The sequence below is a fragment of the Pseudomonas cucumis genome (genome assembly GCF_030687935.1).
Taxonomy (GTDB): Bacteria; Pseudomonadota; Gammaproteobacteria; order Pseudomonadales; family Pseudomonadaceae; genus Aquipseudomonas; species Aquipseudomonas cucumis.
The window spans coordinates 3,522,479-3,540,129 of record NZ_CP117454.1; the positions used below are offsets into that span (position 1 = coordinate 3,522,479).

Sequence of the window (17,651 nt, forward strand, 5' to 3'; positions counted from 1 at the left end):
TCGGCTGATGCGCAATCCCCGGTGCTTAGTCATAGTTGAACAGGTAAATGGTCAGGCCTTGATAAGTTGTAAAGGTCGATGGCCTGGCCTTGATGACCTGCAATTGCTCAGGAGTACATCATGGCTATTCGCGAGCAAAACTCATCCCTTACGAACAATCCCCCTCTATTCATTCCGACCCTCAATGCTCTGAGCGTCGTGGTACCCGGTGAGGACGTTTCGCTGGACGAAACGGCCGGCTTGCAGAACAGCACTGCCACACCAATCCCTGCCGGGGACGCTGACGACAACGACATTCTGGTGGCCTCCCTGCCCTCGGCCTTCTCCGACCGTTTAACCGCACTTGGCGCAGGTACCGCAACGGGTGCAGCCTTGAGTGGCTATAGCGGTGCCGTGGGTGATACGGGCAGCAATGCGTTCACCCTCACCGACCCGTCCGGCGTTACCGATATCCGCTTCGTCGACAGCGCCGGTGCACCGCTCGATGGCGTGGACAGCGGACTGGATACCCTCGACGGCACCAGCATCCTTCTCTATACGGATACGAGTAACAACAACATCCTTGTAGGCCGAGCCGGCGCCGCAGATGGCGCGATCGTGTTCGCTGCCTATATTGAAGAAACCGGATCGCCGGTCTCGGGCGGCAAAATCTGGACCGTGGAGTACCAACCGCTCAAGCATCCGGATGCGACGAACCCCGATGATTCGCTCAATCTGCTGAATAAGGTGTTCATCGGCGTCAGTCAGGACCTGGGATTCAGTCTGGCCGGTGCGCCCTCCGGTCAGAACCTGTTCCTGATGTTCACGAAATTGAACCCGGCCACTGAAACGGTCGATGGTATCGTGCGGATCACCGATCCCACCATCATCGCCACCGGCAAGGACCCCGCTGACCAGTCAAGCGGCGCCAACATAAACACTGGCGACAGGATTAATACCAGCCAGGGGGGTGGCCCGACCACCATTGGCACCAACAGCCAGATGATTACGGAACAGGAAGGCATCCGCTTTTCGTTCGTCACCGGTGCCAGGCAGAACGTAACCATTCCCAACCTGGATCAGAACGAAGCAGACGTTGAGTCCAACATCGACTTTACCAACGTCTTCAACACGAAGTCGGCCAGCTTTGACGTCGTGCAGCTGCAAAGCGGCAAGAGTGCTGTCGTAAAAGTCAGCGCATTCAGCACCGCTGCTGAACCTGGCGTGAATTTCGTCAATGGCTATGCCGGTGATACGCCGGTTGCCATCACCAACATTCGCGTCATCAACATCAGCACCGGGCTGGTGATCGAGAATTCAGACGGATCGGTGAATGATCCGACCATTGGCATCAGCTTCGCCAATGGGGTTGCAACCATCACCGGCGTTTTGGCCGGCTACCAGATTGAATACACCACAACCGCGGACCACAACCGCGTGCTCGTCGAGAACGGAGCGGCCCTCGACGCCAGAGGCAATGACCACGCCGATTTTGATATCGGCGGCTTCACACTGCGCAAAACCTCTACTTCGACCGCCGAAATCGGCTCCAAAATGATCTTCGAGGATGACGGTCCGAGCATCAGCGCCACCGGTGAGGAGCCAACGCTAACGGTGGACGAAACAGTGCTGGCGACCAACGCCACCCAGAATTTTGCCGCCAACTTCAACTCGGCGTTTGGCGCTGATGGCGCCGGCACGCAGACCTATGCGCTGGGCGTGGTGGCGGGTGCCTCCGGGCTGACCGATACGGCCACCGGTGAGGCGGTGAACCTGTCGCTTAACGGCACAGTGGTCGAAGGCCGCACGGCCACGACCAACCTGCTGGTGTTCACGGTCAGCGTCGCCGCCAATGGTGACGTCACGCTCGACCAGATTCGGGCGGTGGTGCATCCCGATCCAACCAATCCGGATGATTCGACCAGCCTGAGCTCGGATGATCTGGTCACCCTCACGGCGACCATCACCGATGGCGACGGTGACAGTGTCCAGGCGACGCTCAACATCGGGCAAAACCTGGTGTTCAAGGATGACGGGCCGAGCATCAGCGCCTCCGGCGAGGAGCCAACGCTGACGGTAGACGAAACGGTGCTTGCGACCAACGCCACGCAGAACTTTGCCGCCAACTTCACTTCGGCGTTTGGCGCTGATGGCGCGGGCACGCTGACCTATGCGCTGGGCGTGGTGCCGGGAGCTTCCGGGCTGACGGATACGGCCACCGGTGAGGCAGTGAATCTGTCGCTCAACGGCGCGGTAGTCGAAGGACGGACGGCCACGACCAACCTGCTGGTGTTCACGGTCAGCGTCGCCGCCAACGGTGACGTCACGCTCGATCAGATTCGGGCAGTGGTGCATCCCGATCCAACCAATCCGGATGATTCGACCAGCCTGAGCTCGGACGATCTGGTGACACTGACGGCGACCGCAACCGACAAGGACGGCGATAGCGTTCAGGCGACGCTCAACATCGGGCAGAACCTGGTGTTCAAGGACGACGGGCCGAGCATCAGCGCCTCCGGTGCGGAACCAACGCTGACGGTGGATGAAACCGTACTCGCGACTGACGATACCCAGAGCTTTACCGCCAACTTCACTTCGGCGTTTGGCGCTGACGGTGCGGGTACCCAGACCTATGCGCTGGGCGTGGTGGCGGGTGCCTCCGGGCTGACCGACACGGCCACGGGTGAAGCGGTGAATCTGTCGCTCAACGGCGCGGTAGTCGAAGGACGGACAGCCACCACCAACCTGCTGGTGTTCACGGTCAGCGTCGCCGCCAATGGTGACGTCACCCTCGACCAGCAGCGCGCCGTGGTGCATCCCGATCCAACCAATCCCGATGATTCGACGAGCCTGAGCTCCGACGAGCTGGTGACCCTGACGGCGACCATCACCGACAAGGACGGCGACAGCGCCCAGGCCACCCTCAATATCGGGCAAAACCTGGTATTCAAGGACGACGGACCCAGCATCAGCGCTTCCGGTGCGGAACCAACGCTGACGGTGGATGAAACCGTACTCGCGACTGACGATACCCAGAGCTTTACCGCCAACTTCACTTCGGCGTTTGGCGCTGACGGTGCGGGTACCCAGACCTATGCGCTGGGCGTGGTGGCGGGTGGCTCCGGGCTGACCGACACGGCCACCGGTGAGGCGGTGAATCTGTCGCTCAACGGCGCGGTAGTCGAAGGACGGACAGCCACCACCAACCTGCTGGTGTTCACGGTCAGCGTCGCCGCCAATGGTGACGTCACCCTCGACCAGCAGCGCGCCGTGGTGCATCCCGATCCAACCAATCCGGATGATTCGACCAGCCTGAGCTCCGACGAGCTGGTGACACTGACGGCGACCATCACCGACAAGGACGGCGACAGCGCCCAGGCCACCCTCAATATCGGGCAAAACCTGGTGTTCAAGGATGACGGACCCAGCATCAGCGCTTCCGGTGCGGAACCAACGCTGACGGTGGATGAAACCGTATTGGCGACTGACGATACCCAGAGCTTTACCGCCAACTTCACTTCGGCGTTTGGCGCTGACGGTGCGGGTACCCAGACCTATGCGCTGGGCGTGGTGGCGGGTGGCTCCGGGCTGACCGACACGGCCACCGGTGAGGCGGTGAATCTGTCGCTCAACGGCACCGTGGTCGAAGGACGGACGGCCACCACCAACCTGCTGGTGTTCACGGTCAGCGTCGCCGCCAATGGTGACGTCACCCTCGACCAGCAGCGCGCCGTGGTGCATCCCGATCCCACCAATCCTGATGATTCGACGAGCCTGAGCTCCGACGATCTGGTGACACTGACGGCGACCATCACCGACAAGGACGGCGACAGCGCCCAGGCCACCCTCAATATCGGGCAAAACCTGGTATTCAAGGACGACGGACCCAGCATCAGCGCCTCCGGTGCGGAACCAACGCTGACGGTGGATGAAACCGTATTGGCGACTGACGATACCCAGAGCTTTACCGCCAACTTCACTTCGGCGTTTGGCGCTGACGGTGCGGGTACCCAGACCTATGCGCTGGGCGTGGTGGCGGGGGCTTCCGGGCTGACCGACACGGCCACGGGTGAAGCGGTGAATCTGTCGCTCAACGGCGCGGTAGTCGAAGGACGGACGGCCACCACCAATCTGCTGGTGTTCACGGTCAGCGTCGCCGCCAATGGTGACGTCACGCTCGACCAGCAGCGCGCCGTGGTGCATCCCGACCCCAACAATCCCGATGATTCGACGAGCCTGAGCTCCGACGAGCTGGTGACACTGACGGCGACCATCACCGACAAGGACGGCGATAGCGTTCAGGCGACGCTCAACATCGGGCAGAACTTGGTGTTCAAGGACGACGGGCCCAGCATCAGCACCACCGGCACCGAGCCAACGCTGACGGTAGATGAAACGGTACTGGCGACCAACGCCACCCAGAACTTTGCCGCCAACTTCAACTCGGCGTTCGGCGCTGATGGCGCCGGCACACTGACCTATGCGCTGGGCGTGGTGGCAGGCGCCTCCGGGCTGACCGATACCGCCACCGGTGAGGCAGTGAACCTGTCGCTCAACGGCGCGATAGTCGAAGGACGGACGGCCACCACCAACCTGCTGGTGTTCACGGTCAGCGTCGCCGCCAACGGCGACGTCACGCTCGACCAGATCCGCGCCGTGGTGCATCCCGATGCCACCAATCCCGATGATTCGACGACGCTGTCGGCGGACAATCTGGTGACGCTGATAGGGACCGCAACCGACAAGGACGGCGACAGAGCCCAGGCGACGCTCAACATCGGGCAAAACCTGGTGTTCAAGGACGACGGCCCGTCACTTGCATTCGGCAACCTGATCGGCACCGGTAGCGTCCTGCCGCAATTCGGGTTCTGGGACAATTCGGCCGGCGCCGACGGGTTGGGTGCGGCGGGTCTGGATATCTCGGTGAATAGCCAGTTCACCCTCGTCAGGCCAGACAACACGACCACCACCGGGACCGCCACGCTCACTGAGCAGTCGCCCTCACCGGACGGCAATGGCGCGTACCAATTCGCAGGAACGTTGACCGGCGATTTCGACAACAACGCCGCCACGGCGGATACCAGCGTCGACTACACGCTGACCGCCTATGCCGATGGCCGCTATGCACTGGATCTGGTGCAAGGCTTCAGTTCAGAGATCGTGCTCAGCACTGCCGATGGCGCGCTCGGTGCCGGAGGCCCGGATCCAGTGCGCACATTGTTGATTCCAGAGCAGGATCCACCGACTATTCCTTCGCCATCTGAGGAGGTTGTGTTCTTTTCCGCGAAGGCGCTTGCGTCCACTTCGGACATCCTGACCGGCATTGGGCTCGGAGAACCCGATCCGACCGAAGCCACGCTGCAAACCGACCCCCTGCCCTCGTACATTGACCCCTCGGCCATGAACGTCAGCACGGCCGGCATCGGCGTCGCCAATAACCTGTTCCAGGGAGACGACCTGGCGGCAATCGGCGTTGACGACGAAAGTTTCGTCATCAATCCGGAGAGCCTGCTGACGGGTATGAGGGTCTTCATCGACAACTCCGTGGGAGGTTACAACACGGCAACCGAAGACCTGTACTACAGGGCCTACTACGAGGATGGCACGTTCTCGAACCTCATCGAGGTAAACACCCTGACGCCGGAGGCAGGCGGACAGGTGTCCTTCCTCATTGAGAGCGATGGCACGAATCTGATCGACGCTGTTCAGCTCACAATGGCCCGAGGCGAGATCAAGATCCCGACGATCCAGTTCATTCAGGAGACCGAGAGCCTGGCCAGTGATGTCCAGCTGACGTTCAACGCGACGCTGACGGACAAGGATGGGGACTCGGCGACGAGTACGTTTGACGCCAACCTGTTCGCCAACGACTTGGACAGCGCCCTCTTCGACTTCTCGCTGGTGGGCACGGGCGGTGAGCGTGATGCCTTCAACGTCGATTTGTCAGTCGATGAGAACCTGTACCAGGTCACCGGTTTCGATGCGGACGCGAACCTGCGAGACACCCTGGTGCTCAACGGCGACCAGAACGCGGTTGTCCAATCGATCGACAACACCGGCGCAGACAGTATCGTCACGGTTGCCGAAACGGGCGGACAAGTCACGACCATCACCTTGGTCGGGGTCGATCTTCTGAGTAGCGACATTGTTTACGGCAGCGCCTGAGAAACGCGCGTAAAAAGATGCGAGGGTGGCGCAAGCCACCCTCGCATTGTTTTGTGCAGTTCCAGCACGATCGCATCAACACCGACAAGAACGGCAACACAGTAACGGCCCAAGCGCGCCAAAGGGTGTCAGACCCTCTTGTTTCGACGTGAAGCCAAATCCAGTTCTACCCAAGCGGACTCTGGTGGTTTTTCGTTGTTGGTGAGCCCGTGCTTCAGTGCATACATCAGCAGGTCAATGCGATTGATCAGATTAAGCTTTTGATAGATGTTGCTGAGGTGGTTGTGCACGGTGTGTTCGCTGATGCCCAGGCGCCCGGCGATGCACATGTATTTGGCGGACGGATCCCCCACGATGGCACGAATCAGTTCCCTCTCGCGCAGCGTCAGCCGCGCCTGTTTCGCCTGCTCCAGATTGCATTTCAAGTGAATATGCCCGGTCGCGGAATAGCCAGATAGCCCGCCGGCCCAGGCTCTATCCAGTCCGGTGTCGCGGTGGTGGACCGTGATGATGGCCTGGATGATCGATTCCGTCGGGTCTTCCGCCAGCACGATGCCGCGTGCGCCCGCCTCTATTGCCTGGGCAACGGGGACGGTTTCGTACAGGCCCTTGAGCACCAGCAATTTCATTTCTGCATTGCGGGTGAGTTCCGCGACGACCTCCAGCGGGTTCAGCGCATCTGGAAAAAAACTGAAAAAAATCACATTGGGGCGCACCTGATCGGCAAGATCCAGCGCATTGGTATAGGTGGTGGCCTGTCCGCTCACTTCCATCTGAGGCTTCCTGGCATTGATCAAGTCGTGAAGACCCATGAGAACGAGGGGACGACAATCGATCAGCATCACGCGTATTGTTTTTTTGTGGGTCGTCATTACTTTCCTGACTCCCTTGAAGAATTAACTCTGACCTCCCTCCCTTGGCCTTTCTGGATCAGCAACTCGCAAAATCGAAGGACAGATGCGAGCGCTGACAGGCCTTAACGGTGCCCCACCCGGAGATTCACTCCTGGGGACACTTCCACTGGCTTCACCGGCAGGAATTACGGACGTTTCCAAAAGCCGGGCAAAGCCATCGAGGCAACATAAATAGGAATAATCATCAATAGCTTGCGCATGATTGATGTGCTCCCTCGAGCCGCTGAATTGAGTCTAGGCCAGACCAGCACACTGCCAGCACGCCCACCCGCCAGTCGTCGACTCGAGCCTCCTGCGGGTAGTCCGACTGACGTTACCAAGGGCCCCCCTCCCCTAGAAAATCAAGGTGTTAGGATCGCCCCGGGCGAGCTGCGATCAAGTCTGATTCCGATCAAAATCGTCAATTAACCGACGAATGGTGTGAGGGAAAGCACAGAACAAACTCTGACGTCAATTTGTCGGCGAAATTTGCCTCGCCGAGCCATGGGAATGCCCTCAGTCTGGGCCTCGCCGCGGTTTTTTCCTTCCGGTGCGGTCGGTTAACAGCATGCCTGCGGCGCTATAGTTTTTTTGCGACAACGCCACAGCAACCAACGCCTGAACCGCTGGATGTCATCGCTCAAAATTGGCGTCAGGGGGATGTGAGGTTTTGGCTGGAGCTGCCGGGGCTCAACCAGCCATTAACGCTTTCGACACTTTCGGCAGGCAACTTTCCCGCCCAGCGATTGAGCGTGAGGACATTGGTGACGAACTCGTATTGCGTCTTGAGCAGGTCACGCCGAGCGCGGAATTCGTTGCGTACGGTGGTCAGTACATCGACGGCATTGACCATTCCATAATCGAGCGCTTTCTCTGCCGCCACTCTGGACAACTGTGCCGAGGCCAGGGCATTGCGGCTCGCACTGATCTTTTCTCCGCTCGAATTGGCGGTCAGGTAAGCGCTGGTGATCTCCTTGACCACCCGGCGCCGGATCGCTTCCAGCTCCTGCTCGGCGGTAATCTGATCCTGGTAGAGCCCACGGACCCGCGCCGAGGTCGAGCCGCCGCTGTACAGCGGCACCTGCACGCCAATACCGGCGACATAACTGTCGGTGCGCGGCGCCAGGGCATTGTTGTAGCCCTCGTTGGTCTGCTGCGCGCTCAGCGTAAGGCTCAGGGTCGGATAGTGCCCACCCTTGCCGCTGCGCAACGCAGCGCCCGCGGCTTCCACACTGCTCTCATTGGCCTTGAGCGCCGGGTTTAGCGCTATACCCTCGCGGACCCAGTTTTCCAGACTCTGCGCCGAAACCCGTAGTTGCACGTCATCGCGAATCCGGTTGAGCTTCTCCTTGACCGGCCGGCCGACGATCTCCGCCAGCGCCTCGCGACTGATACTGGCCTGGTTCCGGGCATCCAGTTCCTGCGCCGCCAGCAAATCTACCCGGGCCTTGAGGTCGAGCTGATCAGTAATCATTGCCAGCTGCTTTTCGTACAACGCGTTGACTCGGTCCAGACTCTTTTGCGTGGTTCGACGCTCCGCCCTCACCAACTCCAGTTCATCTTCGGCCGCCAACGCGGCGAAGTAACGCTGCGCCAAGTCCACGGTGGCCTCGGCCTGGGCATCCAGCGCTTGCGATTCGGACTGCCTGGCCAGGCTTTTGAATTTTTGGTAGTTCTCCCACGCGGTCTTGTTGTAGAGGTACTGACGCAGCACCAGGCTGTAGTTTTCGCTATCGTAACTTTGCTGCACCAGGTCGCTCTCCTGATGAATCCGATTCGTCCCGGCGTTGAGCGATACCTGCGGGAACAGCGCACCCAAAGCCTCGCGCTGATGTTCCTTGCCCGCCTGCGCTTGCGCATAGGAGGCCAATACCCGCGGATCTTCCAGCCTCGACTCCCGATACAACTGCATGAGGTCGGTGGAAAACGTCGAGGCGCTGACCCCGGTCGGCGTTGCTGCAGTGGTTTGCGCCAAAGCGGCACCCGCTGCAAGCATGAACACACCGCCCAGCAGAACTGCCGACGCGCTCATGGTTATTCCTCGATCATCGATTGAGCCATGGCATCGCGAGCCGGCTGCATCAAGTACTGCAACAACGTGCGTTGCCCGGTGATGATCAATACGTCCGCCGGCATCCCCGGCAACAACTTGCGCTCACCCAAGGTGCGCACGCCCTCCTCGGTTACCCGCACCCGCGCCAGGTAATAGGCCGTCCCGGCCTTTTCGTTGACCAGCCGGTCAGCCGATACGCTGCTGACCTCGCCTTCGATCACGGGAGTGGTCGAGCTATTGAACGCACCGAAACGGATATCGGCACGCTTGCCGATGGCGACACGATCAATATCCACCGGCGCCACCTGGGCCTCTATGACCAGCTCGGAAACTGAGGGCACGATATCCAGCAGCGGCGTCGCCGGGCTCACCACACCCCCAATGGTGTGCACGGTCATGCCAATCACCATGCCCGCGTCGGGTGCGCGGATGACGATACGACTGAGCCGGTCTTCCAGGGACGAAGTTTTCTCTTGCAGGTCGTACATCCTGGTCTGAACCTCGGCCAGCTCCTTGACCACCTCGGTACTGAAATCCTTGTCGATTTGCAGAATCTGCAGCTGTGTTTCGTTGATCTGCAGACGAGTTTTGTTAATAGCGGAACGGTGATCAGCCACCTCCGACTTGAGCATCCCCAGCTTGCGTTCCTGATCGAGCAGACGTTGTTTGTCAACGAACCCTTGCTTGAGCAGGTCGGTCAATTCAACGATTTCACCGCTGTAGGATTTCTCCAGATGAACCTTGGCACCGATCATCGATTCCAGCCCCTTGATCTGCTGATTCAACTGGCCAATGCGCTCACGCAACACCGCGATCTGGCCCAGCCGAGAGCCCTGCCGGGCGTTAAACACCTGGGTCTCGCCCTGACGCGCCTCCACGCCTCGCAGACTCTCGGAATCGGCTATCTCCCCAAAGCTGACCGCCGACAGTGCGTCGCGCTCGGCCCTGAGCCTTGCCTCCATGGCTCTGGTCGCGACCAGCTGGCCTCGGGTTATCTCGTATTCGAAGCGCAATTGGGCATCATCAAGAATGATCAGCGGATCACCACGCTTGACGATGTCACCGTCATGGACCAGTACCGCTTTGACGATGCCCCCTTCAGGATGCTGGACCGTTTTGCGGTAAGTCTGCACGGTGACCACCCCCGGCGCGAACGCGGCACCGTCGAGGGGCGCGAGCGCCGCCCAGGTGCCGAACAGGCCGAAGGTCACCCCTACAATACCAATGCCCAGACGACGTGCTTTACGATCAGATATCGGCAGGCCGGCGAAGCTTTCAATTTGACGACTGGGCATCGTAGGGTTCATCGGCATCACCCTTGCTGGTTTTGACCGAAGCCATGTTGGCGCCTGCTGACATGGCGTGTTTTTGTGCTTGCTGTCTCTGCGCGTTGAGTTCGGCGAGCACCTGCTCGCGTGGCCCGTAGAGACTGATAACCCCTGCGTTCATCACCATGAGTCGGTCAAGTTGCGACACGATGTTGGTTCGGTGGGTAATGACAAACAGGGTCGCGCCGCTCTGCTTGATCTGCTGGATAGCTGCCACCAGGGCACGATCACCGACTTCGTCAAGATTGGAATTGGGCTCGTCGAGAACAATCAGTCGCGGGGTGCCATACAGGGCACGGGCCAGTCCGATGCGCTGGCGCTGTCCTCCCGACAGCGTGAGGCCCTCGCTGCCAATGACGGTGTCGTAGCCATCGGGCAACAGCAAAATCATTTCGTGAACGCCAGCGGTCCTGGCAGCCTGAATGACTTTCGCCGAGTCGACCTCGGCAAAGCGGGCAATGTTCTCGCTGACACTGCCTTCGAACAGTTCAATGTCCTGGGGCAAGTAACCGATATGCGGCCCAAGTTCATGTTTGTCCCACGCGCTGATGTCCGCGCCATCGAGCCGGACCACACCATGCAGCGGCACCCATACCCCCATCAGTGCCCTGGCCAGGGTCGACTTGCCCGCGGCACTTGGACCGATGATGCCGACAACGCAGCCGGCAGGTACGCTGAAACTGATGTTGTTGATAATCGGGGTTTTCGAGCCCGGTGCCGCGACGACCAGATTTTCCACTTGCACGTGCCCCTGAGGCGCAGGCAACGACATACGCTCGGGCTGAGCCTGTTGTTTGTCGAGGATGTCGTTGAGACGGCTGTACTGCGAGCGGGCCGCAATAAAGCCCCTCCAACTGCCGATGATCAGATCGATGGGGGCCAATGCGCGCCCTAGCAGCACGGCCCCGGCAAACACCAGGCCTGCCCCTACCTGATGGTCCACGGCCAGATACGCCCCCAGACCAAGGATCAATGATTGCACCAGGATCCGGAAGGTCCTGGAAAGCGTGCTGACTATGGCACCTCTATCGCTTGCCTGAGCCTGCAGCAACAGGACGTTCCGTTGGCGAAGTCCCCAACGGTCCATAAGCGTTTCAAGCATGCCCATGGATTCGATGACTTCAGCGTTGCGCAGATTTTTCGTGGTGTAGAGCGTCGCGCCGATATGTTCCTTGTTCGCCTGGGCCAGCGCCGGCCCCGTCAGCCTCTCATTGATAAACGCGAGCAATAACAACAGCAGCGCACTGCCCGTCGCTACCCAGCCAAACCAGGGATGAAACATGAACATCACGGCGATATAGATAGGCAACCAGGGCGCATCGAAGAAGGCGAACAAACCGTTACCGGAGAGAAACTGTCTCAAGCCCGTCAAGTCGTTGAGCGACTGGGCCGAGGCATCCATCCCACCACTGTCCAGTGCCCGTTTGAAACTGGCCTTATAGACCTGGCGACTCAGCAACACATCCAGTCGGGTACTGACCCGAACCATGATGCGCGAACGGATCCATTCCAGGGAGCCGAGCGTGATTATCAACCCGGTCATGATCAGCGTCAGCATGGCCAGGGTTGTCAGACTTCCGCTGGCCATCACCCGCCCATACACCTGAAGCATATAGAAGGTAGGCACGAGCATCAGCGCGTTGATGAAAAAGCTGAAAAACCCAACAGAAATAAAGCTCTCTCTACAGGCTTTCAACGCATTTTTCAGGCTGTTTTCAGGTGTGCTTCGCATTGAAACCCCTGCTCGCAAAAACCATCTTTTGGAGCTTAGATCATGCCGAACGACTGTGTGTAGCAATCGGCCGGACCGCCTCCCCCCTGCAACGCCCCGGCGGGAGGAGCGCAAGCTATCGGCGACGAGGCCAGGATGCGCTATGACGAGCTGTCGCCCTTATCGCGGGCTGATGAGAGGTTTCTGGTGCAAACCGCCTATCCGAAAATTGGCCGTATGTCTCAAAGAGCCGCCGATGGACCTTCAATTTCCCGGTATGACGGCAAGTTCAACCATAGCCATACGATCGGCTGTGACGTTTCCCTCAGTGGCCCCGCACGGTCCAGCTTTGAATGCGAAGGCGCGCGCGTTCATCGACTTTCTTGAACGAGAGATGCAAAGCCAGCCGAATGCGCTCGCCTAAGCGCTCAGACGGCGTTGTCACCGCGTCCCATTGGTCGGCGAACTCGCGCCATAGCGCTTATGGACCTGGGAGAAATGGCTATGCGATTCCTATCAGCGGGCTCATTCAGAACCCTCCTCAAACCGCGCCCGATACCGCCCCGGGCTCTCCCCTGTCCACTTCTTGAACGCCCGGTGAAACGCACTCGGCTCCTGAAACCCCAACTGTTCGGCAATATCGCTGATGCTCGCCTTGCTCTGCCGCAACCGTTCAAACGCCACTCCGCGCCGCACTTCATCCTTGATTTCCTGATACGAACAGCCTTCACGCCCCAGTTTGCGGCGAAAGGTACTGGGGCTCAGGTGCTGCTCCAGGGCGAAGGCCTGCAAGGTCGGCCATTCGCTGTAATGGCTGTGGCGCAAGCGCTGATGAACCTGCGACGCCAACCCATGCTGGTTGCGGAAACGGATCACCAGCCATTGCGGTGCAGTGCGCAAAAATACTTTCAGCGAGGCAAGGTCTTGAACCACCGGCAGCCGCAGATAGTGACTGGCGAACTCGATTTCGGTGCGTTCGGTGCCAAAGGTCAGGTTGGGGCCCCAGAGCAAGGCATCATCACGCAGCGACAAACGCTGATGACGAAAGTCCGCACGATCGATAGGAATGCGCCGCCCGCCCAGCCAGCACAGCAGACTGATCATCAACACCAGAAACGTTTCTTCGCCCAACCGGCTGACCTCGCTGTTCTGCGAGCAGGTCTGCAAGCTGATGACCGCACGCTTGCCACGCACACTCAACGTGCCGCGAAAATCACGCAGGAACAGGGCGAAATTGGCCAGGCACTGACGCATGGCTTTTTCCAGCGTCGGCTCCTGAATCAATGCCCGACAGATCAAGGCAAAACTGCCCGGTGGCATACCATGGGAGTCCAACTGGAAAAATTCGTCGTTCAACTCACGAATCTGCACCAGCCATAACGCGGCGAAAGCGGTGGCCGGCACCCGTGCCGTCGGCTGATCCAGCAGTGCCGGATCAATTCCCACCTGTTCAAGTACTGACCGCAAACGCTGCGGTTCCTCACGCAACGCATGGATCATGGGGTACATGAAGTAAACCGCCACCGAATCCGTTTCCCGCATTTGAATGCCTCTCTCGTCACATCTGAATATGGCAAAAAACGCCATCACCCTTGAACAGTTTTGGCATAGGCCAGTGGCGCTGCTGATTCTAGACTCGTGCCCAACAAAAAAGACCTATTCAGAGAGCCAACATGAACCATTCCGATATTTTTGTAGTGAGCGCCGTCCGTTCGGCCATTGGCAGCTTTGGCGGTTCACTCAAGGATGTGCCGCCTATTCAGTTGGCAACCGACGTTTGCCGCGCCGCTATCGAACGATCAGGCCTGGCGCCCGAGCATATCGGCCATGCGGTGATGGGACATGTGATCCCGACCGAGGCACGCGACGCCTACATCTCCCGGGTCGTCGCGATGAACGCCGGCCTGACGAAAGAGACCCCCGCTTTCAACGTCAACCGCCTCTGCGGTTCGGGTTTGCAGGCGATTGTCAGTGCCGCGCAAAGTTTGATGCTGGGGGACGCGGGCGCTGCGCTGGCCGGTGGCGTCGAGTCCATGAGCCGAGGCGCGTACTTGTTGCCGCAGGCACGCTGGGGCGCACGAATGGGCGACATGCAGGCCGTCGACTACATGCTGGGGGCGCTGCAAGACCCGTTTGCCGGTTTCCACATGGGTATCACCGCTGAGAATATCGCTGAGCACTATGGCATCACGCGTCAGACCCAGGATGAACTGGCGCTTCTCAGCCAGCAGCGTGCTGCCCGGGCGATTGCCGAAGGGCGTTTTGCCGGGCAGATCGTGCCGATCGAAGTAGCGACCCGCAAAGGGACGGTGTCGTTTGCGACGGATGAGCATGTACGGGCCGAGGTCAATGCCGAGCAATTGAGCCGCATGAAACCCGCCTTCAAAAAGGACGGTAGCGTCACCGCTGGCAACGCATCGGGCCTCAATGATGGTGCCGGCGCACTGATCATGACCACGGGCAAAACCGTTCAGGAACAAGGCCTCAAGCCCATGGCCCGACTGGTGGGTTATGCCCACGCAGGCGTTGAACCTTCAATGATGGGGCTGGGACCGATTCCCGCCACCCGCCTGGTGCTCAAGCGCGCCGGCCTGACCGTTGCCGACCTTGATGTGATCGAGTCTAACGAAGCCTTCGCCGCCCAGGCCTGTGCCGTCGCGCAAGAACTGGGCTTCGATCCGCAGAAGGTCAACCCCAACGGTTCGGGCATCTCGCTGGGCCATCCGGTGGGCGCCACTGGCGCGATCATCGCCACCAAGGCCATTCACGAACTGCATCGCTGCCAGGGCCGTTATGCCCTGGCGACCATGTGCATCGGCGGCGGCCAAGGCATCGCCGTGTTGTTCGAGCGGGTTTGATAAGGACATGCGCATGAATCTTCAGAACATTGGCGTCATCGGCGCCGGCACCATGGGCAATGGCATCGCGCAAGTCTGCGCCTTGGCCGGCCTCCACGTGACTTTGATCGACATTTCCGAGAACGCCTTGCAAAAGGCAATCGCGACCATCGATAAAAACCTCGATCGGCAGGTCGCCAAAAACACGCTGACCCATGAGCAAAAACTCGCAGCCCTCGACAGGATTTGCACCAGTACCGATTACAACAGCCTGCAAAACGTGCAAATGGTGATCGAAGCCGCTACCGAAAACCTCGACCTGAAATTGCGCGTGCTGCAACAAATCGCCGCGCAGGTCAGCGCTGAATGCGTGATTGCCTCCAACACGTCGTCACTGTCCATTACTCAACTCGCCGCCAGCGTCAGCCAGCCTGAGCGCTTCATCGGCCTGCACTTTTTCAATCCGGTGCCGGTGATGGGCCTGATCGAAGTGATTCGCGGCCTGCAAACCAGCGATGCCACCCACGCCTTTGCGTTGGACATGGCGACCACACTCGGCAAGACCGCAATCACCGCGGGCAACCGTCCGGGTTTCGTGGTCAACCGGATTCTGGTGCCGATGATCAATGAAGCGATCCTGGTGTTTCAGGAAGGCCTGGCCAGCGCCGAAGACATCGACGCCGGCATGCGCCTGGGCTGCAATCAGCCGATCGGCCCGTTGGCGTTGGCCGACCTGATCGGCCTGGACACCGTGCTGGCCATCCTTGAAGCCTTCTACGACGGCTTCAACGACAGCAAATACCGCCCCGCTCCGCTGCTCAAGGAAATGGTCGCCGCCGGTTACCTGGGCCGCAAAACAGGGCGTGGCTTCCATGCCTACGCCTGAGCGTTGCTCGCGCTTCGCCGAATACCGGGACAAGGTGCTGGAGCTCTTTGCCAGCAAGGGTTTCGGTCAGGTCGGCATGCGTGAGCTCGCGACCTGCCTGGGGCTCGCCCCGGGCTCGCTGTATCACCATTACCCCAGCAAGCAGCACATGCTGCTCGATCTGATCGAGGAGTTCTACGAAGAGCTGCTGGCCACCTTGGGGCGCATCGAACACGCGGCCCCGGCAAAACGCGACAGACTCAACCAGTTGATCCGCGCGCACCTGAATCTGCATCAGGAAATGCCCTGGCATTTTCGTCTGGTGGAGCGCGACAACGGCTGCCTGAATGAAGAGCAGCAGGACCGGGTTCGGCAACTGCGCGAGCAGTACGAACGCAAGTTGCTGCTGATGCTCGGCGTCCGACCCCGATTCAGCGAACAGGGCCTGTTGGCCGTCGGTCATGCCATTGCCGCCTTGCTCAACAGCGCGCCCAGTTGGCTGACGCACTATTCGCTGGATGAGCGAGAGCGCGATAATCTGATGGAAAACATGGTGAGTGGCGCCATCGAGCGGTTGCTGGCGCCAAAACGCACACAGGAGGCGATAAGCCTCGCCCGATGCTCCCTTAACTGACTGGCAGCGATCGTATCGGCGTAGGTCAGGATTTCAGAATTTTGATACTGGCGAACGTTGACTCATCACGTGCCTGATCCAGCAAACTCATCGGCCTTGCCAATGGCAATGCCTGTACAACCGGTCTTGATGTCACTTGCGGTTGCGCTTGCGCCGCCAAGCGCTCGTCGCTGGGTGGGATGCCGAAACACTCGCGATAGCACTTTGAGAAATGGGGGGTGGACACAAACCCACACACCACCGACAACTCTACAATCGAAATCGACGTTTGCTTGAGTAACTGACGCGCGCGGACCAGGCGCAGTTTGAGGTAATAGCGTGAGGGAGAGGAATGCAGGTATTTCTGGAATAACCGCTCCAGCTGGCGACGGGACAAGCCGACATAACTCGCCAGTTCGTCGAGGTCGATCGGCTCTTCCAGATTGGCCTCCATCAAGGCGACGATTTCCTGCAACTTCGGTTGGTGGGTACCGAGCATGTGTTTAAGGGGCACTCGTTGGTGATCCTGCTCGTTGCGGATTCGCTCGTAGACAAACATGTCGGAGATGGCCGCTGACAGTTCATGACCATGATCGCGACTGATCAGGTGCAGCATCATGTCCATTGGCGCGGTTCCACCCGAGCTGGTGAAGCGGTCTCGGTCAAGGGTGAATAGACTGGAGCTGAGGTTCACTCGCGGAAAAGCTTCCTGCATGGCCGCCAGAAATTCCCAGTGCACGCTGCAATCGAAGCCATCAAGCAAGCCTGCCTGAGCCAAGGCCCAACTCCCTGTGCACACGCCCCCTACCCGCTTCGCGCGCCGCGCCTGGGCTCGCAACCAGGTAATGTGTTCACGGGTCACCGCGCTTTGAATGCCAATGCCACCGCAGACGATCACGGTATCAAGTATCGGTGCGTTATTGATCGACGAATCCGGAGTGATCGGCATGCCATCGCTTGCCCACACCCGCTCGCCCCCCAAGCTGAAGGTGTGCCAACGGTACAGCTCCTGACCGGTCAACTGATTGGCCATTCGCAGAGGCTCTATGGCAGATGCCAAAGAGATCAGAGTGAATTGGTCCAGTAGCAGAAAACCAATGGTTTGGGGAGGAACGGCCTTGGAGGTGTCGTATGCCATCGAAGTTTTTTCTCGCAGTGAGCGGTAATGGCCCGTGGCGCTGGCGGTGTTAACCGCCCCGCCACTGCT

General features: G+C 59.7%; 10 protein-coding genes. 4 read left to right on the plus strand and 6 right to left on the minus strand.

Annotated elements, in window-relative coordinates; all coding sequences use genetic code 11:
- Nucleotides 1-120: 120 nt before the first annotated feature.
- Nucleotides 121-6,144 carry a DUF5801 repeats-in-toxin domain-containing protein gene (locus tag PSH97_RS15930; protein WP_305445761.1) on the plus strand — a complete coding sequence of 2,008 codons (6,024 nt, stop codon included), beginning with the start codon at nucleotides 121-123 and terminating at the stop codon, nucleotides 6,142-6,144.
- 128 nt (nucleotides 6,145-6,272) lie between these two features.
- Here PSH97_RS15930 and PSH97_RS15935 read toward each other — a convergent pair whose 3' ends face one another.
- From PSH97_RS15935 to PSH97_RS15955, 5 genes are all read right to left on the minus strand, one after another.
- A complete protein-coding gene (locus PSH97_RS15935; protein ID WP_305445762.1) occupies nucleotides 6,273-7,016 on the minus strand; it encodes a response regulator transcription factor in 744 nt (247 codons plus the stop codon).
- A gap of 673 nt (nucleotides 7,017-7,689) precedes the next feature.
- Nucleotides 7,690-9,069, minus strand: a complete 1,380-nt coding sequence (locus tag PSH97_RS15940) for a TolC family outer membrane protein (protein ID WP_305445763.1) — start codon at nucleotides 9,067-9,069, stop codon at nucleotides 7,690-7,692.
- Between the two features lie 2 nt (nucleotides 9,070-9,071).
- Entirely contained in the window at nucleotides 9,072-10,385 is a 1,314-nt protein-coding gene (locus tag PSH97_RS15945) for an HlyD family type I secretion periplasmic adaptor subunit (protein WP_305445764.1), read from the minus strand.
- Nucleotides 10,366-12,150: a type I secretion system permease/ATPase gene (locus tag PSH97_RS15950; RefSeq protein ID WP_305449813.1), complete on the minus strand. Its 1,785-nt coding sequence runs from the start codon at nucleotides 12,148-12,150 to the stop codon at nucleotides 10,366-10,368. Before PSH97_RS15950 ends, PSH97_RS15945 begins: the two co-directional genes overlap by 20 nt.
- A 504-nt stretch (nucleotides 12,151-12,654) precedes the next feature.
- Nucleotides 12,655-13,671 carry an AraC family transcriptional regulator gene (locus PSH97_RS15955; RefSeq protein ID WP_305445765.1) on the minus strand — a complete coding sequence of 339 codons (1,017 nt, stop codon included), beginning with the start codon at nucleotides 13,669-13,671 and terminating at the stop codon, nucleotides 12,655-12,657.
- Nucleotides 13,672-13,802: 131 nt separating this feature from the next.
- Here PSH97_RS15955 and PSH97_RS15960 point away from each other — a divergent pair, with 131 nt between their 5' ends.
- The 3 genes from PSH97_RS15960 to PSH97_RS15970 are packed head-to-tail and all read left to right on the plus strand — an operon-like array spanning nucleotide 13,803 to nucleotide 16,465.
- Nucleotides 13,803-14,987, plus strand: a complete 1,185-nt coding sequence (locus PSH97_RS15960; RefSeq protein WP_305445766.1) for an acetyl-CoA C-acyltransferase family protein — start codon at nucleotides 13,803-13,805, stop codon at nucleotides 14,985-14,987.
- 13 nt (nucleotides 14,988-15,000) lie between these two features.
- A complete protein-coding gene (locus PSH97_RS15965) occupies nucleotides 15,001-15,852 on the plus strand; it encodes a 3-hydroxybutyryl-CoA dehydrogenase (RefSeq protein WP_305445767.1) in 852 nt (283 codons plus the stop codon).
- Nucleotides 15,839-16,465 carry a TetR/AcrR family transcriptional regulator gene (locus tag PSH97_RS15970; RefSeq protein ID WP_305445768.1) on the plus strand — a complete coding sequence of 209 codons (627 nt, stop codon included), beginning with the start codon at nucleotides 15,839-15,841 and terminating at the stop codon, nucleotides 16,463-16,465. Before PSH97_RS15965 ends, PSH97_RS15970 begins: the two co-directional genes overlap by 14 nt.
- Before the next feature lie 25 nt (nucleotides 16,466-16,490).
- On the opposite strand, the gene gbdR is transcribed toward PSH97_RS15970, so the two are convergent.
- Nucleotides 16,491-17,582, minus strand: coding sequence for a choline metabolism transcriptional regulator GbdR (gene gbdR / locus PSH97_RS15975; RefSeq protein WP_305445769.1), 1,092 nt, complete (start codon nucleotides 17,580-17,582; stop codon nucleotides 16,491-16,493).
- Between the last annotated feature and the right edge of the window lie 69 nt (nucleotides 17,583-17,651).